Consider the following 24,308-nt stretch of genomic DNA (forward strand, 5'->3'; position numbering starts at 1 on the left):
AAAAATTCGAAGAAAATCTCCCGAGCATGATACAAAAAAGGAAGAAGGTTCGTCTTCCTAATAGCTGCAGCTTAAAAGGAGGCAATTATAAAATGAGTATTCCGGAATCCTCACCATTCCGCAACATATTTTATGAGCATTATCCAACCGTACGCAGAAAACTGGCTGCGCTTGTGCGAGATGAAGCAGCAGCCGACGATCTGGCGCAGGAAGTATTTCTGAGGCTGTACAGAAATCCGCCGGACAACCCGGCAACCCTGGGGGCATGGCTACACCGGGTACTGACAAGAATCGGATACGATTATTTAGAGAAGAGAGCAAGAGAGAGAAAGCTGCAGAATAAGCAGGAGATAATGTATGAAGGGGAAGTCGCTTCTGAATCCGGCGAAGAGGCGCTGATGCGTCGATTGGATCAGGAAGAGGTTCAGGCTTGGCTGGACAGACTGCCCGAACGAGACCGCCAAGCGCTGCTTCTGCGCTACTCCGGCTACAGCTATGCGGAGATCGCGGAAGAGCTTAATGTCAGGTCGCCGCTAATAGGCAGTCTGCTCCAAAGAGCGACACGCAAGCTGCAGGCCACATCCAGCAAGGCTATAGCAAGGCAGGACTAATCAAATATTCGGAAAGGATTGAAATGATATGACAACTAAATTGCAGCATTCAGAAGCTGACAAAAGTACACATGAAGCCTGGGAGAGGTTGCTACAGAAGCTGGCCATGGAGCCGGTAAACGCCAAGTGGGAGACCGGGGACGCAAATAACAAAGAGGACGTTCTGAGGCTTGCCGATACCCTTAGTCCGCCAGCGGACTCAGCTGCAATTCAGGATTCGGAATCCAGTTTGAAAGTTGATGCTCCGGCTCCGGTTGCTTCTTTCCGCCGGCGGGCAGGCAAGGGCCGAAAGTGGGCCGCAGCGGTGGCGGCAGCCGTTATCTTTGGCGTCGTACTTACAACCCCTGTGGGAAATAACGCGCTGGCGGCATTTTTAAATCAATTCCGGGTGCAGGATATCGCTACAGTTGACGAAAGCACGCTCGAAGGTATGTTTAATCAGCTGGTTCCGGGAAAATCGGCCGACATAGAAAACACCTTTGGCCAGTTTACATCGGAAAGCGGAAACGTACAGGGGGATTTTACGCGTGAACAAGCCGTCTCTAAGCTCGGATATCAGCTTCTTCCAGTAAATGTGGCCGGAACGAAGGAAAGTGTGTACGTTACTCCTTCGCAAAAAATTACAATGATGCTGAATGTGGATGAGCTCAATAAAGCTATGCAGCGTGTAGGGGCAACGAAGCTGCTGCCGGAGTCGATGGACGGTAAAGAAATAGCGTTTAGTACACATGAAAGCGTAAATTACGATTTGGGTACCGATCAGGACCACTGGGCAACTCTGACACAGATGCAGGCTCCAGAAATTACGGTAGATCCGTCCGTTGATACAGAAAAAGCGGTGGATGCCGTTCTTCAGCTTCCGATTCTGCCTTCCGATCTGAAAGAGAAGGTAAAGCGCAGCCGCATTCTGGCAGGTTCCATTCCTATGCCATATGTGGTTAATAAAAGTGCTGAAACTTCTGAGATTACCGTTGGAGGAACCAAGGTTCTGGTTACAAACATGAAGTACAGCTCAATGACGAATCGTACCGCTATCTGGATCAAAGACGGACAGTTCTTTTCCTTTGAAGGTGGGAGCGCCTATGAGTCAGAGTTTGATTTCATGAACAAGCTTAAGGAGCTGGTTGAGGCATGAGTAAGCCGACAATCGACGCTAAAGGATTAACCAAGGAATACAGCAACGGGCGCGGCTGCCGCAACGTGACCATCACCGTAGGGAAAGGGGAAGCCTTTGGCTTCCTCGGCCCCAATGGAGCCGGGAAAAGCACATTTGTGAAAATGCTGGTCGGGCTCATCCATCCGACGGCCGGAGGAGCAACCCTGATGGGTGCACCCATCGGAACGCTCGAAGCGAAACGGCAAATCGGGTATCTTCCCGAGCTGTACCGGTATCAGGAATGGCTTACAGGTGATGAGGTCGTCCGGTTGCATGGGCGATTATGCGGTTTGGACAAGCAGGTGATCGACAAGAGAGTTCCTGAGCTATTGCACATGGTAGGTGTGGGTCAGCGGGGGAAAGACCGTGTTAAGCATTATTCCAAAGGCATGCAGCAGCGGCTTGGACTGGCTTGCGCGCTGGTGAATGATCCGGCCGTGATTTTTCTTGACGAGCCTTCTTCCGCCATGGACCCGGTTGGACGAATGCATGTACGTAATATACTTGAGGAACTGAAGCAGCAGGGGAAAACGATTTTCTTAAACTCCCATCTGCTTGAGGATGTGGAAGTATTATGCGACAGAATGGCACTCTTGAATAACGGACAGGTTCTCCGCCATGGGCGGGTAGCCGAAATGCTCCAGAAGCGAGTCTGCTGGCGTTTTAAAGTCGGCGGATTTTCGCCTTTTTTGCTGTCCTGGCTTATGGATACGACAGAGCTCAGCTTTCGAGTAATAACAGATGGAAAAGCCGAAGGCGGATTTACAGGAGAGAGGGGCATAGATGATACCGTCTGGCTTGAAGCGGAACTGGAGAGCGAAGAACAGGCAGGCTGGATCAATACGTTGCTGATCGGACAGGGGATGACGTTATATGAAGTCACCAAAGTTCGAGAACGGCTTGAAGAGTGGTTCATGAAGGCTGTTGCAGGGCTGAATCATAGGGGGGAACAGGAATGAGGATTATTTGGACCATGACCTGGAAGGAGCTACTGCGCAAACGGGTCCTCCTGCTGACACTTTTATTAACTGTTGTATTCCTGCTGGGATTTTGGTTTATTGCCGGCGCCATCGCAGGAGATTCTACCTCTAGGGTGATCACAGGCGGTACGAATAATGAAACTATGATCCAGGAATTTACGCTCGGGATGTTCATTTTGATGCTCGGTTTTTTCTTCGCAAGTTTTGTACTCGCCTTTTTAGCGATTTTTAGCTCATTTTCCACGATTGCGGGTGAGGCGGAGCAGGGGGTCATGCAGGCGATGCTGCCACGGCCGATTCCGAGGTGGAAATGGTATACGGGCCGCTGGCTCGGCTATGTTTCGCTTGGTGTAATCTATGCCTTGGTATTGTACAGCCTGATTTTGTGGATCACCGATGTGCATGCTTCGATCCCGCGTGATCCGGTAGTGCTGGTGCAGTCTTTTTTGCTATTTGCTTCAGTCGTTCCCCTGCTTGTAACCGTGTCCATGTTCGGATCCGGCTATTTGTCATCGGTTGCGAATGGTGTCGTCATGACGATGCTTTATGGGGCTGGTTGGCTCGGTGGCATGGTTGGAAAAATCATCGGCTCTGTGGGTCTGGAGCCAGGTCCCATGCAGACCCTGAACAATATAACGGGTGTCCTGTCCCTGATCATGCCTGCCGATGGACTGCAGCGTAAAATGCAGGCAGTGTTGTTCAGCTTCGAGAATATTAATGGACTCATCCCGGTAAGCACAAGTGGACCGTTTGGTATCGGCGAGATTCCTTCAACAGCCTTTTTGATATACGCGGCATTTTACACGGCTGTGCTCTTTGGACTCGGGCTGCGCCGCTTTGTCCGCAAGGATTTATAGGTTCTACTTTGAAGTTTCAGACTTCAGCAGCCATTCAAAAAAATTGTTTTAAAAGACCTTCTGAGAATAAAAAAGGTGGTCTAAAAAGACCGCCAAATTGCTTGCTTTATTCCAATAAATGAATCAATGAGTCTGTTTATCTATTTCGATCGTTCATTAGTTTCAGCCTCGTCTTTACGCCATAATCACGCTTAAAGCGATCAAAAAGGGCCTAAGGTCTCCAAGTCTATAGAAGGTGATAGACATTATTGCAACCATATTTACACAGCGATAATAATATTTTAATTGGGGCAGAACAAGATGTACTGCTGCTAGTTACTATTCTGACAATATGCATCTTAATTTCAGTTTGATGTTACCCGTTAGAGAGCATCGGGTACAAGCTCAAACTTTAATCATTTGATGTTGACCTCTATGGCTAATATTTCTATTTTCAAAAGACGTTTTAGGATAACCTAGAGCGTTTTTTTATTTTGAAAATCACCTGGGTATATGCCCATTTCTGCAAACGATGCTTATCTTTCCAGCGTAACAATCAATAGAAACCTACTAATTTGATTAACCATGTCAAGTTGGAGTTTTTCATCCTGTACAATAGAAAAAGACAGTGGTTTAGAATTTCTATGTGGCCAAAAGTATTTAAATATGACAGGCGAAGAACTGGTCATGGACGTGGAAAAACTATTAATCGCTTGAGCTTCATAAAATACAAATGCAATTGCTCTACATAAAAAGTTGACCTGATTTTTGCCCGCCAGCTACAGCATCTTCCGAAAATATTTTTCCACATCGTAGCCGATCATGGCAAGCATCCTTCCATCACAGGTTGCAAGTGAGCCGTCATTTGTTATCTCCCCAAATCAAATGTTTGAAAGGCCAGAAGTTTGTCAAAAATGGATATTATATCCTATAGTTGCAATTCGAATAATCTCCAAAGGGGAGCTATACATGGTAAAAAAAATTCAGTTGCCATTGCAAACCCTTAGTCTGGTTGTCTCCTTTATGGCCTGGGTCTTGATCTCTTCCCTGATTTCTTACATAAGTCAGGATATTCCGCTGACGCCTGGGCAAAGAGCGTGGTCTACCGCGATCCCGGTAATCTTGGGCTCTTTGCTGCGAATTCCGGCGGGGATTCTGACCAACCGCTTCGGGGCAAGGCTGATGAATACAGTCAGTTTCTTGATTTTGCTTGTTCCTGTCTACTATTTGAGCCAGGCCAATACTTTTCTGGATTTGGCGGTTGGGGGCTTCTTTCTTGGGATAGGCGGGGCTACGTTTTCGATCGGTGTGACTTCACTGCCTCAATATTATCCCAAAGAAAAGCAGGGCACCATCAATGGGATATACGGGATCGGGAACCTGGGTACGGCCATCTCTACCTTTGGCGCACCGTGGGTGGCTGATGCGATCGGCTGGTCAAGAGCCCTTCAGCTTTTTTTGATTTTGCTTGCCCTTTTCGCTCTGCTGAATCTGTTTTTAGGGGATAAGCGCGAAGAGCGTGTACGAAGCTCCTGGAAGAATCAACTCAAGCAGGTTTATCGCAACGAAAAGCTGTGGTTTTTCAGCATATTTTACTTCATTACCTTCGGCTCCTTCGTAGCTTTTACAATCTATCTCCCCAGTTTTCTGGTCAGCTATTTTGAATTAAGCAAGGTGGATGCCGGACTCAGGACGGCGGGTTTTATCGCCTTGGCTACCTTTCTCCGTCCAGTAGGCGGGATACTGTCCGACAAGTCCAATCCTTTTGTAGTTCTTATGTTCGTGTTTGCCGGCCTAACCTTGTCAGGAGTTTTACTCTCTTTCGGATTGACCATGCCTCTTTTTACGTTGGGTTGTTTGATGGTAGCCGTGTGCGCCGGTATCGGGAACGGCGCGGTGTTCAAGCTGGTCCCGCTATACTTTTCAAAGCAAGGGGGCATCGCCAGCGGGATCGTCTCTGCCGCGGGCGGTCTGGGCGGTTTTTTTCCTCCACTGCTGCTTACCCTGCTGTTTGGGTGGACAGGCCACTACGCAATCGGCTTTATGGCCTTGTCCGAGGCCTCGCTGGCCAGCCTGATACTTGTTCTGTGGGTATTTTTCAGCAACAAGCTGGAGTTTGCGTCGGATATTATCAAGTCCACAGCCGATGCCGTGATGGTCACTGATGCCAAGGGCGTGATCCATACCGTAAACGCCGCCTTCACCGAGGTCACCGGATATCCCAAAGAAGCGGTGATTGGAAAAACTCCCAATATACTCAACTCCGGCTTCCAAGATCGCTCTTTCTATAATGCCTTTTGGGTCACTTTGCTGACCACCGGAAAATGGCAGGGAAAGATCGTCAATCGCAAGGCAAGCGGGGAGGTTTTTCGAGAGTGGCTCTCGGTAACGGCAATTACGAACGAGCAGAATGTCACTCATTATGTGGCTATATTCAGCGACCTTTCGCAGGCTGACTCCGTAATCGAGGAAGGTGAAGGCGGCGGGCTAGCGCAAAATCATTTCTCAAAAAAAGCAACAGGAAAGGAGGCGGGGGATTCATGTCAGGACCCGCATTGAGACATGTGGACAGTCATTCGATGATTCATGAGGCGGCCTTAGGCGAAGCAAGAGAACTTACCGAGCTGTTGGACAGAAGTATAAAAAAAGGTGAATTGGACAAAGCGGAGGAAATTGCCTACATCACGGTGGAGCATTGGGAGGGGCGTACGCTCCAGCACGCAGCCAGCGAAGAGGAAGGATTATATGTAGAAGCTGTGGGCATCAAGTCGGAGTTGAAGAACGTCATTATTTCCCTGACTCGCGATCATCAATTAATGCGAGAAATTGTCGCTGAGATTAAGGAACTGCTGGCGCAGAGCAAGGTGGGTGGCGAGCTTCTTGCTCGTTTTCAGGCTTTGATTATCGTTGATGAACTGCATAACCGGGATGAAATGAACATGCTGGAAAAAGAAGTGGAGGGACTGCTCCATGAAAAATGAGACCTATACACTGGCGGCGATGCTTCCCGACAAACCACTTCAATCTGTGGAGCCGAGACTGTATCGGCTACTGGTACAAGAGCTCGAGATGCTCCACCTTCATCCTTATGATGTGAAGGCGGGTGGCCGGACCGATGATCACGGCATCACCGTCTACCTCCGATTTGGCGAGGAATTGGGGCAGGTCACCAGCAGGAAATTTTCCTGGGCATTGGTGGAAGACGGCGATGAAGAGGTCTTGACCTTTTTTAAACAGTCGGCGGAAAAGATTAAGAAATCGATGATTGCCGATTATTTTAAAATGATGAAATTCTAACAAAGGTCGGCAGAATGAGTTGGAAAAATGGATACGAAAGAAGGCGAACCAGATGAATCAGGTGGAAACGGAACAATTTGTCCGGGATGATCGGAATGATTTGCTTGCCTTGCTTGAGATGAGATTCGGCGGAGTGCCGCAGCCTGTGCAAGAACAAATCTGCCGGCTGCAGGATCTGAACGAGCTTCAGCGCCTGATTATCGCGGCTTGCAACGCAGCGGATTGGGAAGTGTTTATGGAAGAGCTTCAGTTGGGACAAGACAGCTTCAAACTGACGGGGGAAAGGTTTAACCCGGTAAACCAGCAGGGAAAGGAGCATCTGTGCAATGGCTGAACATAAAAACAAGCTGCTTGATGCGTTGAAATATTTGCAACGCGGAGAGGCCATAAACGAGGGATGGACCGAGGAGAGCCCAAGATCCCGGGATTGGGAGAGCCTATACCGTGGCCGCTGGCAGCATGACAAGGTCGTTCGGTCGACACATGGCGTAAACTGTACCGGTTCCTGCAGTTGGAATGTTTTCGTCAAGGACGGCATTATCACCTGGGAAACACAAAAAACGGACTACCCGACCACAGGAGCCGACTTCCCCGAGTATGAACCCCGGGGCTGCCCGCGCGGGGCAAGCTTCTCCTGGTATACCTATAGCCCGATCCGGGTGAAGTATCCCTATATCCGCGGTGATTTGTACGACATGTGGCGTGAGGAGCTGGCAGTTGTTGAGGACCCGGTCACGGCCTGGAAAAACATCGTCAGCGATCCCAAAAAGCGTGACAGATACGTCAAGGCCAGGGGGAAAGGCGGCTTCGTTCGGGCGGATTGGGATGATGCCTGTCAGATGATTGCCAGCTCTATTATCCATACCATTCAACAATACGGTCCAGATCGTGTTGTTGGTTTTAGCCCGATCCCGGCCATGTCCATGGTGAGTTATTCGGCAGGGACACGCTTCCTGTCGCTGATTGGCGGGACCATCCTCAGTTTTTATGATTGGTATGCAGATCTTCCCCCTGCCTCGCCACAGGTTTGGGGAGAACAAACAGATGTGCCGGAAAGCGGCGATTGGTATAACTCCAAGTATTTTATTATCTGGGGGACCAACATTCCGCAAACCCGGTCTCCTGATGCGCATTTCATGGTGGAAGCCCGTTATAACGGCACCAAGGTGGTCGGGGTCAGCCCCGATTATGCCGAGTATGAAAAGTTTGCGGACATTTGGCTGCCAGCTAAAGCCGGGACCGATGCCGCGCTTGCCATGGCTATGACCCACGTCATTCTCAAAGAATTCTACGTGGATCAGCAAGTCCCTTATTTTACGGATTACGCGAAAAAATTTACAGACCTGCCTTTCCTCGTGATACTAGAGAAACATGCCGATGCGTTTCGTTCGGGCCGCTTCCTCCGGGCCTCCGACTTGGGAGATGCCCAGGAGTTGGCCGAATGGAAAACGGTAGTCTGGGACGAGGCATCAGGAGCGCCGATGGTTCCGAGCGGCAGCCAGGGCTTCCGTTGGGATCAGGACAGCAGGTGGAACCTGGATCTCGAAAATCCTGACGGGACAGTAGTGGATCCTCTGCTGTCATTTATTGATGCGGCGGATGAAGTGGCTCCCGTTGACTTTCCTTATTTCGTGGAATCGGAGGGAGGGACAGTTCGGCGTGGAGTTCCTGTAAAGCATTTGCCGAGTGTGGAAGGCAGGACGCTCAAAGTCGTGACGGTTTATGACCTTATGATGGCTCATGTGGGTGTACCCAGACAGCAACTGCAAGGCGATTATCCGGTCGATTATAACGATCCGAAGCCTTACACTCCGGCTTGGCAGGAGGCGATTACTGGCGTCAAGAAATCTCATTGCATTCAGGTAGCGAGGGAGTTTGCCGAAAATGCGGCCAAGACAGGTGGAAAATCGATGATCGCCATGGGCGGAGGAACGAATCATTGGTATCACAGCGACCAAATCTACCGTTCCATTCTGAATTTGGTTCTGCTCACGGGCTCCCAGGGAGTAAATGGCGGCGGATGGGCCCATTACGTAGGTCAGGAAAAGGTGAGGCCAGTGGAGGGGTGGCAGCAGATCGCATTTGCAGGAGATTGGATCAAGCCTCCCCGCTTACAAAACGGAACCTCCTTCTTCTACTTCGCGACGGAGCAGTTCCGCTATGAGGCCAAGGTCAATGAGGAGCAGAAACCATCCTGGGGCGGGCGGTTTAACCATATGCATCCTGCGGATGTCAATGCTCTGGCCGTAAGGCTCGGGTGGCTGCCTTCATTCCCGCAATTCAACCAGAACTCCATCGATGTGGCCAGACAGGTTCGAGAAAAAGGGTTTTCGGACGATCAGGAGGCCGTACAGGAAATTGCGAGAATGGTTAAAGAGGGAGAGCTAGATTTTGCGGTGGAGCACCCCAATGATCCGAACAATTTCCCGCGTGTCTTTTTCAACTGGCGGTCCAATCTGCTTGGCGATAGCGGTAAAGGGCATGAATACTTTGCCAAGCATTTGATCGGGACGGACAATCAGGTGTTGACGGACCCGAGCCATTCGTGGCGGCCGGAGACGGTGAAGACGGATGATGTTCCGCCGGAAGGCAAAACCGATTTGTTCATCAGCATGGATTTTAGAATGACGAGTTCAGGGCTGTTTTCGGATATCGTGCTGCCAGCAGCGACCTGGTACGAAAAATACGATTTAAGCACGACCGATATGCATCCGTTTGTCCATCCGTTTAATCCAGCTATTGAACCACCTTGGCAAAGCAAAAGCGATTGGGACGCTTTTCGGGAAATCGCCAAAACGTTCTCCCAATTGGCGGAGAAACATTTGCCAGCCTGCGAGGATGTTCTCATGACTCCGCTCGGACATGACAGTCCAGATGAAATCGCCCAAGTTCACGGAAAAATCCGCGATTGGCGCAAGGGAGAGACGGAGGCAGTGCCCGGCAAAACGATGCCCCATTTTTTATTGGTGAAGCGTGACTATCCGAACGTGTATGGAAAAATGATTACCATCGGACCGAACATTAAAAAGGGTTATGGAACAAAGGGGATTAAAATTCCCGGCGACAAGGTGTACGGCCAGCTCATGGAGCGGCTGGGGGCATCGAAACATGAGGGGATTGGCAAAGGACAGCCGGATCTATTCCGGGATAAACAGGTAATCGAAGCGATTCTGCTGATGTCTGGCGCCACGAACGGAGAACGAGCCGTGGAAGGCTGGCGTTCGTTAGAGACCAAAACCGGCAAAAAGCTGGAGGACATCTCAAAACCTCGGGAAGAAGAGGCTTTCACGCTTCTGGATATTACTGCTCAGCCCCGGCATACGATCTCAACTCCGGTCTGGAGTGGCTTGGAGAAGGACAATCGGAGATACTCGCCCTTTACCTTAAATACGGAGTACAGCATTCCATGGCGCACTTTAACAGGCAGACAAAGCTTTTATCTGGACCATGAGATGATTTTGGATTTCGGTGAAGGGCTGCCGCTTTATTTGCCGCCGCTGGAGCACGTTCCTTTTTTTAAGGGTGAGAAAGAAGTGCCAGCGAATGGAAAAACGATGACGATCCGTTATTTGACCCCGCACCAAAAATGGGGAATTCATACGATGTTCATCGACACCAATCAAATGTCGACGCTGTTCCGCGGATGGCAGGTCGTCTGGCTGAACGAAAAAGACGGGGCTTCGATCGGGATCAAGGATAACGATTGGATTGAGGTATATAACCGGAATGGAGTCATCGCAGCAAGAGCGGTGCTGACTTACCGGATTCCAGAGGGGATCGCTTATATGTATCATGCCCAGGATCGCACGCTTGGCGTGCCGGGCACCTCTATCACCAAGCAGCGCGGCGGTACCCATAACAGTGTGACCCGGATTACGATGAAGCCGACACATATGATCGGAGGTTATGCCCAATTGAGCTACGGGTTCAATTATTACGGGCCGACAGGAAGTCAGAGAGATACGATGACAATCATCCGACCGTTGAAGGAGGTTGACTGGCTTGAGGATTAAAGCGCAAGTCGCCATGGTCATGAACTTGGACAAATGCATCGGCTGCCATACCTGTTCGGTGACCTGCAAGAACACGTGGACCAATCGGCCCGGAACGGAATACATGTGGTACAACAATGTGGAAACCCGGCCGGGTCCCGGTTACCCTCGGGCATGGGAAGACCTGAGGAAATTTAAAGGCGGGTGGGTTCTGCGCAACGGAAAGCTGGCACTCCGGGCGGGGGGGCCAATCACCAAACTGGCGAATATTTTTTACAATCCGAATATGGCCAGCCTGGACAACTTCTATGAGCCGTGGACCTATGATTACGATAACTTGATTCATAGCCCCAAGCGGAAGCATCTTCCGGTCGCGCGGCCTGTATCACTGATTACCGGAGAATATATGGACAAGCCGGAATGGGGCCCGAACTGGGATGACGACCTGGCTGGCGGAAGTGAGATCGTACCGCTGGACCCGAATGTCAAGCAGCTTCAGGAACAGATCGCCATGGAGTATGAGAAGACGTTCATGATGTACCTGCCCCGCATTTGCGAGCACTGTCTGAACCCTTCCTGCGTGGCTTCCTGTCCATCCGGAGCTCTGTACAAGCGGGAGGAGGATGGCATTGTACTTGTAGATCAAGACGCTTGTAGGGGGTGGAGATTCTGTACCAATGGCTGTCCCTACCACAAGGTATACTACAACTGGAATACGCACAAGGCGGAAAAATGCAATTTCTGCTACCCGCGGACAGAAGCGGGCATGGCCACGATTTGCTCGGAAACCTGTGTGGGCCGGATTCGCTATATCGGTGTCGTCTTCTATGACGCAGATCGAGCCAAGGCGGCAGCTTCCGTGGAGAATCCGCAGGATTTGTATGAATCCCAGCTTTCGGTGTTCCTTGACCCCTTCGAGCCGGAAGTGATCAAGGAGGCGAGAAGAAGCGGGATCAACGATTCCTGGATCGATGCGGCACAACGCTCGCCGATCTACAAGCTTGCCATGAAGTGGAAGGTTGCTCTGCCACTTCATCCGGAATACCGCACGCTCCCTATGGTGTGGTATGTTCCACCGCTTAGCCCGATTATGAACCATATTGAAGAAGACGAGCTTCAGACCGATCACTATATTCCCGCCGTCGATCAAATGCGGATTCCAATGGAGTATCTGGCATCTCTGCTTACGGCAGGGGATACCTCCGTCATCCGTAGAGTGTTGCTTAAAATGACCGCCATGCGTGTACATAGGCGGCAGCAAGCTGTTGGCGGCATGGATGATCTCAGACACAGCCAGCTTTTGGGAGAGGCGGGAATTACAGTGGAGGAAATTGAAGAGATGACCCGATTGTTCGCTGTTGCCAAATATAACGAAAGGTTTGTGATCCCAACCGCTCGGAGGGAAATGGATGGCGCGAAAGAGCTTCATTACAAGCAGGGGGCCTGCAGCATTGAATCCATTACCCCGTCAAGCGCGGTCACGTCACATCTTTTCGCAAGGGAGGACATGGATGATGGAACATAAGCCCGTTTTGCTGGCGGCCTGCGCCAGATTGCTAGGATATCCCTGTGAGGATTTTCAGGAAATGAAGGAGGAACTGCTTGCAGCTGTCCAAGAGGAAATGAAAGATAATGAGCTGGCGAGCAGGTTTGGCCAGGCGGCCGAGGCTATCTTCTCGGTTCCTCCCAAGGAGCTTCAGGAAATTTATGTTTGGACGTTCGATTGGAAGGAAAAGACCGGACTCTATCTGACCGCTCATGAATTGGGTGACAGTCGGGAACGTGGGGCAGCTCTGATTTTGCTTCAGCATATTGTCCGGGATGCGGGCTTTATGATGCCGAGCGGGGAGCTGTGCGACTTCATTCCGCTGTTGTACGAGCTACTGGCCGTAAGGTCCGACAATGTTCATGTACGCGCGCTTGAACTCCGGCTGGCCGCAGCCACAGAGCGGATTCGGAAGCATCTGTCTGAAGACAGTCCCTATTCCAGGTTGTTGAACTTTCTGATGACCGATGTTTTCGAGGTCCCTACGGAAGAAGAAATTCGCATGCTGGAGAGCAAGCGGGAGAGCGCCGATCTGGATGAACTGCCTTATCCTATCCTGTTTGGCATGGACGGTACGGCTCGTAGCGATTCGGGCTTACCTGTCTACAAAACGTGCGATGGAATGGAGGTATAATGATGACTGGTATCTTTTGGTGGGTCGTGTTTCCCTATCTCACCTTGACGGTGATGATCTTTGGCTTGCTCTATCGGTTTGCTTTTCGTCAGGTCAGCTGGACGGCGCCTTCCACGGAGATTTTTGAAAAAAGATGGCTCAGAATCGGTTCGACTGTGTTCCATTACGGGATCATTTTCGCGTTTGTTGGCCATATCATGGGTGTGTTGATCCCGCGCAGTGTTTATCATTTCTTCGGCATATCCGATGAGACCTATCATATATTTGCGATCGCGGGGGGCGGCTTTGCCGGTCTGATGGTCGTCATCGGTCTGGTTCTTCTGCTTATGCGCAAAATCCTTAACCGTCGGGTAAGGGCCCATGCGGGTTTTGGTGATTATTTTGCAGTGATTTTAGTCCTGATCATCGCAGCCATCGGTACCTATATGACCATCGTGTATAATACGACTGTGGTGGCCTATGAATACCGTACGACCATCGGGCCTTGGTTTCGCAGCCTGTTCACCTTTAATCCGCAATACGGGTTGATGCACATGGTTCCTTTCGTGTTTCAGCTTCACATCATCCTGGCGTTTCTTCTGTTCGCTTCCATACCGTTTACCCATCTGGTCCATATGTTTTCTTTTCCCGCACGTTATCCGGCAAGATCTCCGCAGCAGTACCGTTCCAGAAACAGTTACCGGAAACGGGAGAGAACCTGATTTCTATTTCGATATGGACGAAAATTTCTGATGACAATAATAGCTGTTCATGAAGAGCATCTCTGCTTAACCAATGAGAAACTGATTGAAAAATATGCTTCAGCTTTTGGAAAACCAGCTTTATCCGTGCATTCTCTGAGACATTCATTTGCAACCCGTTATCACCTAGAGAACATTAATGTGCCCAGATTGAAAAACAACCTTTATTGATGGTGGGCGATCAAATTAAGATTGAAGCTCTTGGAGGACAGAACATAGGATGTAGAAAGTCGCCCTTAATGGCGGCTTTTTTCTATAGTAATGGATTCAGAATGATGGTTTGCGTCCAAGGAGAATTCTTTTATGGAATACATAGACAAAATTGTATAATAATATATAATTCCCCACTTGCAAGAGGTGATTTCAGTTTCATCATTGATCAAACGACCAAAGTGATGAACTTATAGGTGGGGAGGTTTATCAGTGCTTCTGAACTATTGCCATGACTATATTATGTTTTTTGATTGGTTAGTTGCAGAAAACTTTACTAAGGAATCTATGATTGATGAGGTAGGATTCAATGCTCAGCGCGTACTGATGGAGTACATGAAGATAGCTTTTGCAGACATTAATTGGGTAGAGACGATGGTAGATGATGAAGACGAAGGACTCACCGGAGACGAAACGGAGGCTTTAAGTATTCAATAAACCGATTCCTGAATATCGTAAGAACCCACATTGTTCTGCCAAGAGATGCTTAAATTCTTTCCTGACGATTGGCAGGCAAGCACTCTTATGGATTTAGCAAATAATCCTCGTGTTTCAGTCTGTTCAGGTCAGAGTGTAGGAAAACCGGGCTGGAAGCAGCAACGACCCTTTATTTTCTGCGGTGGATTTTTGTGTTAATGAAGGGGCAATTTTTTACCCTGCCATCGCATTAACTTACCATTGAGGATGACATGGATAGTGTTTTATTATCAAATAACAGCCCCCTTACAAAATTTAATATAAAACAAACATTTTGAATTGAGCAATTTTTTTCCTATGGCAAGGGTTGTATGTCCATCCAATCCTACGGGTGGTCAAAAGGGGCTTATTGAAGGGAGCGAGAAGTGGTGAAGTGGGGCAATAACCTTCTTCGGAGAAAGTAATAGGAGGGCAGTTGTTTTCGAACAAAAATTACCGGCCAATGTCGGTAACGAACATTTTTTTTAATTAAATTGGAACCGGTTTCATAATATTAGGAGGAGAGAAATATGGATTACAAGCAAGTTGCAGCTGACATCCTGGATGCCCTGGGAGGTAAGGAAAACATAACGGCAGCTGCTCATTGTGCGACGCGATTGCGGCTCGTTCTTGAAGATGAATCTTTGCTTGATCAAAAAGCGCTTGATCAAATGGACGTTGTTAAAGGGACTTTTTCTATAGCAGGGCAATATCAAATTATCCTTGGAGCCGGGATTGTAAATAACGTGTATGGCGAGTTCGCCAAACTTACGGGTCTCGGAGAAATGTCCACCGGCGATGTAAAGACGGCAGGAGCAGCTAAAATGAATCCGCTTCAACGACTTGTGAAAGCACTTTCCGACATTTTTGTTCCGATCATTCCGGCGATTGTTGCCGGGGGTCTATTAATGGGGATCAACAACGTTCTGACTGCCAGCAATCTGTTTGGTCCCAGGTCTCTGGTCGAGATGTACCCTGGTATTGCCGATTGGGCAAGCATTATTAATTTATTCGCCAACGCTCCTTTTGTTTTCCTTCCCATCCTGATCGGCTTCTCGGCCACTCGCAAGTTTGGTGGAAATCCTTATTTGGGTGCGGCGCTGGCCATGATTATGGTTCATCCCGATCTGCTTAATGGTTACAGCTACGGCCAGGCACTTGTAGATGGGACAGTACCCACCTGGCAACTGTTCGGTTTCTCAATTGAAAAGGTTGGCTATCAGGGAACGGTTCTGCCAGTACTGGCCGTATCCTATATTTTATCGGTAATCGAGAAAAATTTGCGAAAGGTAATTCCATCTTATCTTGATAATCTGTTGACTCCCTTGCTGTCTGTCCTCATTACCAGCCTCTTGACCTTTGCTGTTGTTGGACCGGTCCTTCGTGCCGCGGGCAACGGACTGACAGATGGTCTCTTCTGGCTCTATGATACGACGGGTTTCATTGGAGGAGGTATTTTCGGTTTTTTCTATTCTTCGATTGCCATAACGGGAATGCATCACAGTTTCCTCGCTGTGGATACCCAACTATTGTCGGACGTTGCTAAGACGGGCGGATCCTTCTTGCTTCCGATTGCCTCGATGGCGAATATCGCTCAGGGTGCGGCTACGCTGGCCGTCTTTCTCGTCACACGCAACAGCAAGACGAAGAGTATCGCCTCAGCTGCCGGCATATCCGCGCTGCTCGGTATTACCGAACCTGCAATGTTCGGAATCAACCTGAAGCTTCGCACCCCGTTCATTGCTGCGATGATCGGTTCCGGCCTGGCTTCCGCCTATATTGCTTACGCACATGTGCTGTCCATTTCGATGGGACCGGCGGCGCTACCCGGTATTATCGCAATCCGTCCACAGTCCATCGCTGATTTCTGTATCGGCATGGGCATCAGCTTTCTGGTTACGTTTCTCATCACCCTGCTCTGGGGCAAGCGGAAAAATGCGTCAGCCTCAGGGGAGACTTCAAGCGAAGCAGCGGATCGACCGTAAGTTTAAGCATGCTTGGAACTATTTTGCAGTAAGGAGGTTGCTGTGGAGTGGACAAAAGAAGAGAGATACAGAAGATTAGAAGATACCAATACGGAGGAAATCTCCGGTCTGGCCGCCAGAGTGGCAAGGTGCCCCTGGCGCCAGGGGTATCATATCCAGCCTGAGACAGGGTTGCTGAACGACCCGAATGGATTTGCTTTTTTTCATGAAGAGTATCATTTGTTCTATCAATGTTTTCCTCTCGGTACTGTGCATGGTCTCAAATATTGGTATCATACCAGCTCTCCGGATCTCGTTCACTGGACGAACCGGGGAGTGGCGTTAAAACCGGACCGGGATTTTGACAGTCATGGAGTATACTCGGGCAGTGCAATCGAACACAATGGGCGATTGTACCTCAGGTACACCGGCAATACACATGATAAGAGTTGGGAGCGAGTGCCTTATCAGTGTATGGCTCAAATGGAGAGAGATGGACGTATACACAAGTTCTCCTCCCCGGTTATAAGCGGACCTCCGTCCGGGTATACCGATCATTGTCGCGACCCCAAAGTATGGAAACAGAAAGATTGCTTTTATGCCGTTTGGAGCGCAACGTTCCAATCTTACCGGCTGAGCCATGCTCTATCGCTCCATTGATCTTTACAAATGGGAAGAGGGTTTACTCTACGAGTTCAGACCGGTGACAAAATCAAGAAAGGACAGCTGCTGGAATTTGATATTTCCGAAATCGAGCAGGCGGGCTTTCCGGTGATCACACCAGTGTTGGTCCCGGACGACCAGGAAATGGTGAAATCGGTGGAGCCGATGGAAGGCGCTGGGGTGGTAGACGGTGTCCCACTGCTTCGCGTTCACTTAAAATGATGGTGTAGCTTGGATTTATCGGAGAACCGGCAAGCTGTTACAGCACATTTGCCAGTTGATTTTTGCTTCTCAAAATAATATAACCACGGCGAAGGGGCATAGAAAGCAGGGCCTGAAATCTCATGATTTCAGGCCCTGCTTTCTGTTGGACTTCTAATTTTTTTGCTTTAATACATTCATTGCTCGTCGATCTTACTAAACCTCCAGAACAGGCTGATAAAATCCCCTTTTATTCTTGGAAGTGTCAAACCGGCGTACATCAGCTCGTCACCTCCGTATATCTTTCCAGTTTCGTGATGGCGGTACAGGTAACGCGAATTCAATCCTTTGCATTTCAGAATAGGCACCCTTTCACCCGGCTGGCTCAGCACTCGGAAGAAAGCAAGTACTGCTTCGCTCTGGTCATCAGAAACAAAGGCCCAGGCCACCTCGTTGCCCTCGAACGGACTTAAAATGCGATAAAATTCTCCGAATTGGATAAGGGGGCGAATTGCTTTATATAGCGCAACTTGGGACTTGATCGCTATCTTTTCCTGCAGCGACATCTTGGTAAGATCGAGTTCGTAGCCAAGGTTTCCCGACATCGCGACATGTCCTCGGGTGTCAAGAGGAGTAACCCGGTTGACTTGATGATTCGGTACACCCGAAACATGAGCGCCCATAGACACAGCCGGATAGACCATACTGTTGCCGTACTGGATTTTTAGCCGACTGATCGCATCGGTATTGTCGCTTGTCCACGTTTGCGGCATGTAATAGAGCATGCCGGGATCATAGCGCCCTCCTCCGCTGGAACAGCTCTCGAACAGTACATCCGGAAAGACGGAAGTGAGCTCGTCCAATACCCTGTACAGACCGAGGATATACCGGTGTCCCGTTTCGCGCTGGCGCTCCGCCGGAAGCAGGGCAGAGCCGATCTCCGTCAAATGGCGGTTCATGTCCCATTTGACATAAGTAATCGGTGCGGAAGACAGAACATCGGACAGCGCTCCAACAATATAGTCGCATACATCCCGCCGCGACAGATCGAGAACAAGCTGATTCCGCCCCACCGTGTGGGGACGATCCGTCACATGAAGACACCAGTCGGGATGGCGCCGGTAGAGTTCGCTGTCCGGTGAGACCATCTCCGGTTCGAACCACAGACCGAACTGCATGCCCATTCCGGTTATCCGCCGGGCCAGATTGTCCAGCCCCTCCGGAAGCTTGCGACGGTCAACGGTCCAGTCGCCCAGGGAACTCAAATCATTGTCCCGCTTGCCGAACCAACCGTCGTCCAGGACAAAGAGCTCCATACCAAGTTCTTTCCCTTCGCGGGCGATCGCTTCGATCTTGTCGGCGTTAAAGTCAAAGTAGGTGGCCTCCCAGTTATTAATTAGAATCGGCCGTTCGGCGTCACGAAATTTGCCGCGACTGAGCCGCGTGCGGTAGAGCCTATTAAAGACGCGGGACATCCCGCCCAAGCCTTGTGCAGAGTATACCATGACGGTCTCGGGCGTTTGAAAGCTTTCTCCGGGAGCCAACTGCCAGGAGAAGCCAAACGGATTGATGCCGATCGACAACCGAGTCGTCCGGTACTGCTGAACCTCGGCCTGGGCTATGAAGTTTCCGCTGTAAACGAGATTGAGCGCGTATACCTCGCCATTGTCTTCATCAGCGCCAGGACGAAGCAGGGCCAGAAACGGATTCTGCTGGGGACTGCTGGCACCTCGCCGGCTTTCCGCATTCTGGATGCCGGGCATAAGGGGTCTCCGCGCAATATTTCGCTCATTGGTATGCGTACCGTAGAAGGTCAACATGTCATACTCGTCATCTCTGAAATCGATACTGGCGCTGAGCGCGCGAAGAAGGACCAGATTGTCGGAGCCGGTATGGTCGAAACGAACCGACCGAGCGATGGCGTCGTATTTGTTAAAGACAGTATAAATTAAGGTAGCACGCAGACCGGTCAGTGCATCTTCAAGCACAAGCTCCAGCGTATCCGCTTCGTCCTCCCTCTCGATGTAAGTGGCAGGAAGACCTGGAAGCTTTGGCTTGCCGGCGAATATCCGATGAGTCTGGTAACGGAAATCACAGATTTCAGATCCATTAGACTGGCCGACCTGATAGGCGGGTATGCCAAAATCGCCGTTCCCGTAACCCGGATACTCCTGCGGAAGGTTGTCCAAGGAGAACCTTCGGTCAGCAGGGTCAGGATTCGGCGAAAAGCCCCGATCGATAAAATCAAAAGGTACAGAATCCTGGTAGATGGCGATTCGTCGTCCCCAGTATAAATGCCCAAGGTAGCCGTCGCGAACAATCTGAATGCAGTAGCTGGAACCGGGGGTTTGCAGGTGAAATACCATGCGTTTCTCATCGTAATGAATGCCCATAAGTGAAATCGTGCTCCTTTTAGTGTTATAATTTAGTAAGCGTATGAAACAACTGATTATAGAAAATTCGTCTTCATCATTAGCGTAAAGGTGCAGAAGAACCGAAACAAGAGTAACTTTATAAATTGAGGAGGGTGAAATATTGCTGTGAATCATGGGGAGGGAAACGGGAAAGAGAAGCAGTCCTCGATATCTTTTCACTTTATAACACCTATGCCCTATATCTTGTTAAAAGGTGCTGGATATGAGCTGATTACTTCGCATGATTATATCTGGGATGGACGGAACCGTACCGGAGACCATTGTGTGCTTCAATATACATTGAATGGTCGCGGTGAGATTGAAACGGGGGGGAGGAGACATTCCCTCGAGCCGGGGGATGCTTTTCTGGCTGATGTTCCGGGCGACCATATCTACCGTCTCCCCTCTGATTCTCCCAGATGGGAAGTGCTTTACTTCGAACTGTCACACTTGGCGCTGCATCTCCTCCAGGAATGGCTGGACATAAGCGGCTACATTTTCCGGATTGAGCCGGGGACCGATTTGGAGCATCTCCTGTGGGTGACTTATCGGGAAGCTATTGAGAACAGCTACCGCGATATGTATCAGTGCTCACGGGCTGCTTATTCACTGGCCATGTCACTGGCGAGTCATCTTGTCACTCTTGCCAGCAGCGTCCCATTGCCTCCGATTGTAGAACGCTGTAAGACCTTCATTGACAGTAATCTGCATCGGAGCATTGGCCTTCAGGACATGGCGGAGGTCTCCGGATGTTCTAAATTTCATCTCACCCGTGAGTTTGAGCGCAAGCTTGGCCTCTCTCCCGGCCGCTATTTAACTCGTATGAGGTTGGAAAGAGCGGCTGCTCTTCTGCTGGAGCCCGCAAATCTGACATTGGAACAGGTGGCGGAACAGTCCGGTTTCTCGAATGCGAATTATTTCGGCAAAGTGTTCCGAAAGTATACAGGAATGGCTCCAGGCGAATTCCGCATGGAGGGCGATTTGTATCAAATTCGGCGGTTGATCCGGAGTGATCAATGAAAATAGGGTCTTGAAGATAGTAACAGGTTGCCGAAAATTTCGGCAGCCTTGTTTTAAAGCGGCTTAAAAGAAAAAAGAAGGGTCACGCAAACACTACGTTAATGATTAGGGGGTCGATTGACTCAATAGTATCAATGACAAAAAGATCCCCGTCCCGCCGGAATGGAGTTGGTACTCCTCAGCGGTTCGATTGAATCAGGTGACACAAATTCATATGCGGAGTAGGTAATGAAAAAAGTCAGAAAAAAAGCGCTTCAAAGATTATTGAAACGTTTCCAACTTCGTGCTATTATAATTCCCATAAGAGATATGGGGGGGTTAAATGCCAAGTATTAGAGATGTAGCTAAGATAGCTGGTGTTGCTGTGGGAACGGTGTCCCGCGTTATTAATAACTCGGGCTCTGTAAAACCAGATACACGAAGGAAAGTGGAGAAAGCTATACAAGAACTGAATTATTTTCCTAATGAAGTCGCTCGAAATTTTAAAATGAGGAAATCCAAGATGGTAGCCTTGCTGCTTCCAAGTATCTGGCATCCTTTTTTTTCTGAACTGGCTTATTACATTGAGGATGAGTTAGATCGGGAAGGCTTTAAGCTCATGTTATGTAATAGCGGCGGCAAGCCAGAAAAGGAACTGTATTACCTGGATATGCTACGTCAAAACAAAGTGGCTGGTATTGTCGGCATTACTTACAATGATATAGAAAATAGCGTAAGCAATGACATTCCGATTCTAAGTATTGACAGACATTTCAACAAAAAAATCACTTGTGTGACCTCAGATAATTATGAGGGAGGCCGTCTAGCTTTGAGGGAACTTGTTAAGGCAGGGGCCCAAAAACCGGCCTTTATAGGAAGTGTAACTTCAATTTTTAGTGAAACCATGAATCGAAGAAAAGGTTTCATTGATGAGGCGAAAAAATTGGGTGTAGACCATGTTGTATACGAGAAACCAGATCCTATTGTGGACGACGAAGCCTATTTTGGCGAATTTCTATCTAAGCATCGGGATGTGGATGGCATTTTCGCTATTACCGATATGTTTGCCGCCAAATATATAGAAAGAGCAGGTAGGCAGGGTATTCGAGTTCCAGAAGATGTAAAGGTCATCGGTTATGACGGCATTCAGGATCATCGTTATTTTCATCCGATATTGTCTACAATTAGGCAGCCAGTGGAGGAGATGGCACGTCTGACAATCAGACTACTGTATCAAAAGATGGATGGTATAACTTTAGATCAGCAAGTGTATCGTCTCCCCGTTATCTTCAGGCAAGGCGAAACGACATGAGTTTTATTGTATAAATATCAGCTCATTCAGTTGGATCTCAGTCTGGATCTGCAAACTCGCCTTTTTTTTTATAATAAATTGGAAACGTTTCATTTGACAATCAGACTACTCTGTTAAAAGATCCAAGGAATAAGTTTGGATCAGCAAATGTATCGTCTCCTGCTATCTTAGGCAAGGTTGTTTTTGACTTTGGAAAAACTTTAGCTCATTCGGTGGATTTATGGTATGGATCACCGGCTGACGTTTTTCTTTTAATAAATTGGAAACGTTTCAAAAATGAAAATATTCTTTTACAAGAAAGGGAGTGTAATGGTGGATTCAAGAACTAGTGAGTGGGATCATTCTACGATCAAGCCAAATCGCAAAATATGGAACCAGATCAAACGTGACTATGAACTATATCTGTTTTTGCTGCCAATCATTATTATTTATCTCGTATTTAAGTACTATCCAATGTATGGAATACAAATTGCTTTTAAGGATTTTTCACCAAGTCGGGGAATCTGGGGAAGCGAGTGGGTAGGCTTTAAGCACTTTATTGATTTTTTCGATTCCTATAACTTCTGGACGATCATGACTAATACGCTTACACTCAGTGTTCTATCGCTTGTATTTAGCTTCCCAGCTCCGATTATTATAGCGATTATGCTCAATCAGATGCTGGCCAAGAGATACAAGAAAATTGTACAAACTGTAATTTATGCACCACACTTTATTTCGACCGTAGTGCTCGTCGGTATGCTTAATGTTTTTCTGTCTCCAAACAGCGGAATTGTGAATCACATCATCACTTGGTTTGGAGGGGACCCCATTATGTTCTTGGCCGACGAAGGGTGGTTCCGCCCTTTGTATATTTTATCAGGGGTTTGGCAAGAGACAGGTTTTGCTACCATCATTTACCTTGCTGCGCTGGCAGGGGTCAATCCAGAATTGCATGAAGCCGCGATCATGGATGGAGCAAGCAAATGGAAGCGCGTAATGCATGTGGATATTCCAAGCATTTTGCCGACGATCGTCATCTTATTGATTCTCGCACTCGGTAACATTATGGGTATCGGTTTTGAAAAGGCTTTCCTTATGCAGAACGATTTGAATTATGCCACCTCCAATATTATTCCGACCTATGTTTATGAAATCGGGATTCAAAAAGCACAATACAGCTTTTCTACAGCAGTTGGCCTGTTTAATTCAGTTGTAAATATTATCCTGATAGTCACCGTCAACCGGATCGCAAAAAAATTGACAGAAACCAGCCTGTGGTAAGGGGGAGTTCATTTTGAATCAATTATTAAAGAGAAAAAGCAAGGGAGACATGTGGTTTGACATCGTCAACTACGTCATGCTGACCATAGTTATGTTGCTTGTATTATTCCCGCTGTATTTTGTATTGATTGCTTCACTCAGTGACCCCAATCTCATCTACTCAGGTGAAGTATGGTTCTTTCCAAAGGGTTTTACGCTGGATGGATACGGGCGAATATTCAGCGATTCATCTATATGGATTGGATATGCCAATTCGATCTTATATGCGAGTCTAGGAACATTAATCGGAGTTGCCGTGACCGTATGTGCAGCTTACCCGTTAGCTCGTAAAGGACTGGCAGGAAAGTCGGTAATAATGTGGTTTTTACTGATTTCCATGTTTTTTAGTGGGGGGTTGATCCCGACCTATTTGCTGATTAAAGATCTTCACATGCTGAATACGATCTGGGCACTTGTTATTCCTGGAGCGGGAGGTGTGTTCAATGTCATTATCGTAAGGACTTTTTTTCAGTCGACCATCCCGGATGAAATGTGGGAGGCCGCTTCCATTGATGGTTGTTCCAATACCAGATTTTTTTGGAGCATCGTATTACCTTTGTCTAAGTCCGTTATAGCCGTAATGGTACTGTATCATGTTGTCGGGTTCTGGAATGGTTTCTTTGACGCTTTGATTTACTTGAACGATGAAAGCAAGTATCCATTACAACTGGTCCTTCGCAACATTCTTGTCCAGAATCAGGCCAACTCGAGCATGATGATAGACGTGGAATCCTATGCAGCGAAGATGCGCGTTACAGAGCTTATCAAATATGGTGTCATCATGGTATCCAGCCTACCGTTGCTGATTTTGTATCCTTTCCTGCAAAAATACTTTGTTAAAGGCGTGATGATCGGCTCGATCAAAGGCTAACATTGTCATGGTGCCTGAAAGGGGGGAATGTGCAACAGAATACCTAAATTCAGCATTCAGACAAGTAAATAACAAGGACAAGGGAAGTTCTCAGCTTGTGGACTGACATAAGGAGGTTATGTAC

General features: G+C 48.5%; 21 protein-coding genes and 1 pseudogene. 21 read left to right on the forward strand and 1 reads right to left on the reverse strand.

Annotated features, from left to right (window positions below; genetic code table 11):
- Positions 1-92 precede the first annotated feature (92 nt).
- The 17 genes and pseudogenes from MKY75_RS12100 to MKY75_RS12180 all read left to right on the forward strand — a co-directional run bounded on the left by MKY75_RS12100 (position 93) and on the right by MKY75_RS12180 (position 17,307).
- A complete protein-coding gene (locus MKY75_RS12100) occupies positions 93-611 on the forward strand; it encodes a sigma-70 family RNA polymerase sigma factor (RefSeq protein ID WP_029515305.1) in 519 nt (172 codons plus the stop codon).
- Between the two features lie 28 nt (positions 612-639).
- Positions 640-1,746 carry a hypothetical protein gene (locus MKY75_RS12105; protein ID WP_165150647.1) on the forward strand — a complete coding sequence of 369 codons (1,107 nt, stop codon included), beginning with the start codon at positions 640-642 and terminating at the stop codon, positions 1,744-1,746.
- Positions 1,743-2,726, forward strand: a complete 984-nt coding sequence (locus MKY75_RS12110) for an ABC transporter ATP-binding protein (RefSeq protein WP_029515303.1) — start codon at positions 1,743-1,745, stop codon at positions 2,724-2,726. The genes MKY75_RS12105 and MKY75_RS12110 overlap by 4 nt, the downstream gene beginning before the upstream one ends.
- Entirely contained in the window at positions 2,723-3,604 is an 882-nt protein-coding gene (locus tag MKY75_RS12115; RefSeq protein WP_039274879.1) for an ABC transporter permease subunit, read from the forward strand. The genes MKY75_RS12110 and MKY75_RS12115 overlap by 4 nt, the downstream gene beginning before the upstream one ends.
- Before the next feature lie 948 nt (positions 3,605-4,552).
- Positions 4,553-6,142, forward strand: a complete 1,590-nt coding sequence (locus MKY75_RS12120; RefSeq protein WP_165150649.1) for a nitrate/nitrite transporter — start codon at positions 4,553-4,555, stop codon at positions 6,140-6,142.
- Positions 6,124-6,564: a hypothetical protein gene (locus MKY75_RS12125; protein WP_029515298.1), complete on the forward strand. Its 441-nt coding sequence runs from the start codon at positions 6,124-6,126 to the stop codon at positions 6,562-6,564. Before MKY75_RS12120 ends, MKY75_RS12125 begins: the two co-directional genes overlap by 19 nt.
- The gene (locus MKY75_RS12130) at positions 6,554-6,880 is read left to right on the forward strand and encodes a hypothetical protein (protein WP_039274876.1); all 327 of its coding nucleotides are present in this window, start codon (positions 6,554-6,556) and stop codon (positions 6,878-6,880) included. The genes MKY75_RS12125 and MKY75_RS12130 overlap by 11 nt, the downstream gene beginning before the upstream one ends.
- 52 nt (positions 6,881-6,932) lie before the next feature.
- Positions 6,933-7,214 carry a hypothetical protein gene (locus MKY75_RS12135; RefSeq protein ID WP_029515295.1) on the forward strand — a complete coding sequence of 94 codons (282 nt, stop codon included), beginning with the start codon at positions 6,933-6,935 and terminating at the stop codon, positions 7,212-7,214.
- Positions 7,207-10,893, forward strand: coding sequence for a nitrate reductase subunit alpha (locus MKY75_RS12140; RefSeq protein WP_165150651.1), 3,687 nt, complete (start codon positions 7,207-7,209; stop codon positions 10,891-10,893). Before MKY75_RS12135 ends, MKY75_RS12140 begins: the two co-directional genes overlap by 8 nt.
- Complete coding sequence (narH, locus tag MKY75_RS12145; protein WP_069011448.1) at positions 10,883-12,397, forward strand: nitrate reductase subunit beta; 1,515 nt, start codon at positions 10,883-10,885, stop codon at positions 12,395-12,397. Before MKY75_RS12140 ends, narH begins: the two co-directional genes overlap by 11 nt.
- Positions 12,384-13,052: a nitrate reductase molybdenum cofactor assembly chaperone gene (narJ, locus tag MKY75_RS12150; RefSeq protein WP_165150653.1), complete on the forward strand. Its 669-nt coding sequence runs from the start codon at positions 12,384-12,386 to the stop codon at positions 13,050-13,052. Before narH ends, narJ begins: the two co-directional genes overlap by 14 nt.
- Positions 13,053-13,054: 2 nt before the next feature.
- Positions 13,055-13,753: a respiratory nitrate reductase subunit gamma gene (gene narI, locus MKY75_RS12155; protein WP_069011446.1), complete on the forward strand. Its 699-nt coding sequence runs from the start codon at positions 13,055-13,057 to the stop codon at positions 13,751-13,753.
- 75 nt (positions 13,754-13,828) lie between these two features.
- Positions 13,829-13,957, forward strand: a pseudogene (locus MKY75_RS12160) (tyrosine recombinase XerS); the annotation flags it as partial.
- Positions 13,958-14,215: 258 nt separating this feature from the next.
- Positions 14,216-14,440: a hypothetical protein gene (locus MKY75_RS12165; protein ID WP_029515287.1), complete on the forward strand. Its 225-nt coding sequence runs from the start codon at positions 14,216-14,218 to the stop codon at positions 14,438-14,440.
- A gap of 548 nt (positions 14,441-14,988) precedes the next feature.
- Positions 14,989-16,443 (forward strand): sucrose-specific PTS transporter subunit IIBC, encoded by a 1,455-nt coding sequence (locus MKY75_RS12170; protein ID WP_340885438.1) that lies wholly within the window; start codon positions 14,989-14,991, stop codon positions 16,441-16,443.
- 42 nt (positions 16,444-16,485) lie between these two features.
- Entirely contained in the window at positions 16,486-17,082 is a 597-nt protein-coding gene (locus tag MKY75_RS12175) for a hypothetical protein (RefSeq protein WP_340885441.1), read from the forward strand.
- A gap of 9 nt (positions 17,083-17,091) precedes the next feature.
- Complete coding sequence (locus MKY75_RS12180; RefSeq protein ID WP_340885442.1) at positions 17,092-17,307, forward strand: PTS glucose transporter subunit IIA; 216 nt, start codon at positions 17,092-17,094, stop codon at positions 17,305-17,307.
- A gap of 176 nt (positions 17,308-17,483) precedes the next feature.
- On the opposite strand, the gene MKY75_RS12185 is transcribed toward MKY75_RS12180, so the two are convergent.
- Positions 17,484-19,679, reverse strand: coding sequence for an alpha-galactosidase (locus MKY75_RS12185; RefSeq protein ID WP_340885445.1), 2,196 nt, complete (start codon positions 19,677-19,679; stop codon positions 17,484-17,486).
- Positions 19,680-19,826: 147 nt separating this feature from the next.
- On the opposite strand from MKY75_RS12185, the gene MKY75_RS12190 reads away from it, so the two are divergent.
- The 4 genes from MKY75_RS12190 (at position 19,827) to MKY75_RS12205 (ending at position 24,184) form a co-directional block, all read left to right on the forward strand.
- Positions 19,827-20,720, forward strand: coding sequence for a helix-turn-helix transcriptional regulator (locus tag MKY75_RS12190; protein ID WP_029515280.1), 894 nt, complete (start codon positions 19,827-19,829; stop codon positions 20,718-20,720).
- Between the two features lie 322 nt (positions 20,721-21,042).
- Positions 21,043-22,011 carry a LacI family DNA-binding transcriptional regulator gene (locus MKY75_RS12195; protein ID WP_029515279.1) on the forward strand — a complete coding sequence of 323 codons (969 nt, stop codon included), beginning with the start codon at positions 21,043-21,045 and terminating at the stop codon, positions 22,009-22,011.
- A 309-nt stretch (positions 22,012-22,320) separates the two neighbouring features.
- Positions 22,321-23,274 carry an ABC transporter permease gene (locus MKY75_RS12200; RefSeq protein WP_239645119.1) on the forward strand — a complete coding sequence of 318 codons (954 nt, stop codon included), beginning with the start codon at positions 22,321-22,323 and terminating at the stop codon, positions 23,272-23,274.
- A gap of 13 nt (positions 23,275-23,287) precedes the next feature.
- On the forward strand, positions 23,288-24,184 hold the full coding sequence (locus MKY75_RS12205; RefSeq protein WP_029515275.1) for a carbohydrate ABC transporter permease: 897 nt from the start codon (positions 23,288-23,290) through the stop codon (positions 24,182-24,184).
- Positions 24,185-24,308: the final 124 nt, after the last annotated feature.

The organism is Paenibacillus sp. FSL L8-0663, assembly GCF_038008125.1.
GTDB classification, from domain to species: Bacteria; Bacillota; Bacilli; order Paenibacillales; family Paenibacillaceae; genus Paenibacillus; species Paenibacillus polymyxa_D.

Bases quoted from the DNA above. Each gene is read 5' to 3' on its own strand.
- MKY75_RS12100 (WP_029515305.1), top strand. From the start codon at position 93: ATGAGTATTCCGGAATCCTCACCATTCCGCAACATATTTTATGAGCAT.
- MKY75_RS12105 (WP_165150647.1), top strand. From the start codon at position 640: ATGACAACTAAATTGCAGCATTCAGAAGCTGACAAAAGTACACATGAA.
- MKY75_RS12110 (WP_029515303.1), top strand. From the start codon at position 1,743: ATGAGTAAGCCGACAATCGACGCTAAAGGATTAACCAAGGAATACAGC.
- MKY75_RS12115 (WP_039274879.1), top strand. From the start codon at position 2,723: ATGAGGATTATTTGGACCATGACCTGGAAGGAGCTACTGCGCAAACGG.
- MKY75_RS12120 (WP_165150649.1), top strand. From the start codon at position 4,553: ATGGTAAAAAAAATTCAGTTGCCATTGCAAACCCTTAGTCTGGTTGTC.
- MKY75_RS12125 (WP_029515298.1), top strand. From the start codon at position 6,124: ATGTCAGGACCCGCATTGAGACATGTGGACAGTCATTCGATGATTCAT.
- MKY75_RS12130 (WP_039274876.1), top strand. From the start codon at position 6,554: ATGAAAAATGAGACCTATACACTGGCGGCGATGCTTCCCGACAAACCA.
- MKY75_RS12135 (WP_029515295.1), top strand. From the start codon at position 6,933: ATGAATCAGGTGGAAACGGAACAATTTGTCCGGGATGATCGGAATGAT.
- MKY75_RS12140 (WP_165150651.1), top strand. From the start codon at position 7,207: ATGGCTGAACATAAAAACAAGCTGCTTGATGCGTTGAAATATTTGCAA.
- narJ (WP_165150653.1), top strand. From the start codon at position 12,384: ATGATGGAACATAAGCCCGTTTTGCTGGCGGCCTGCGCCAGATTGCTA.
- narI (WP_069011446.1), top strand. From the start codon at position 13,055: ATGACTGGTATCTTTTGGTGGGTCGTGTTTCCCTATCTCACCTTGACG.
- MKY75_RS12170 (WP_340885438.1), top strand. From the start codon at position 14,989: ATGGATTACAAGCAAGTTGCAGCTGACATCCTGGATGCCCTGGGAGGT.
- MKY75_RS12180 (WP_340885442.1), top strand. From the start codon at position 17,092: ATGGGAAGAGGGTTTACTCTACGAGTTCAGACCGGTGACAAAATCAAG.
- MKY75_RS12185 (WP_340885445.1), bottom strand. From the start codon at position 19,679: ATGGGCATTCATTACGATGAGAAACGCATGGTATTTCACCTGCAAACC.
- MKY75_RS12195 (WP_029515279.1), top strand. From the start codon at position 21,043: ATGCCAAGTATTAGAGATGTAGCTAAGATAGCTGGTGTTGCTGTGGGA.
- MKY75_RS12200 (WP_239645119.1), top strand. From the start codon at position 22,321: ATGGTGGATTCAAGAACTAGTGAGTGGGATCATTCTACGATCAAGCCA.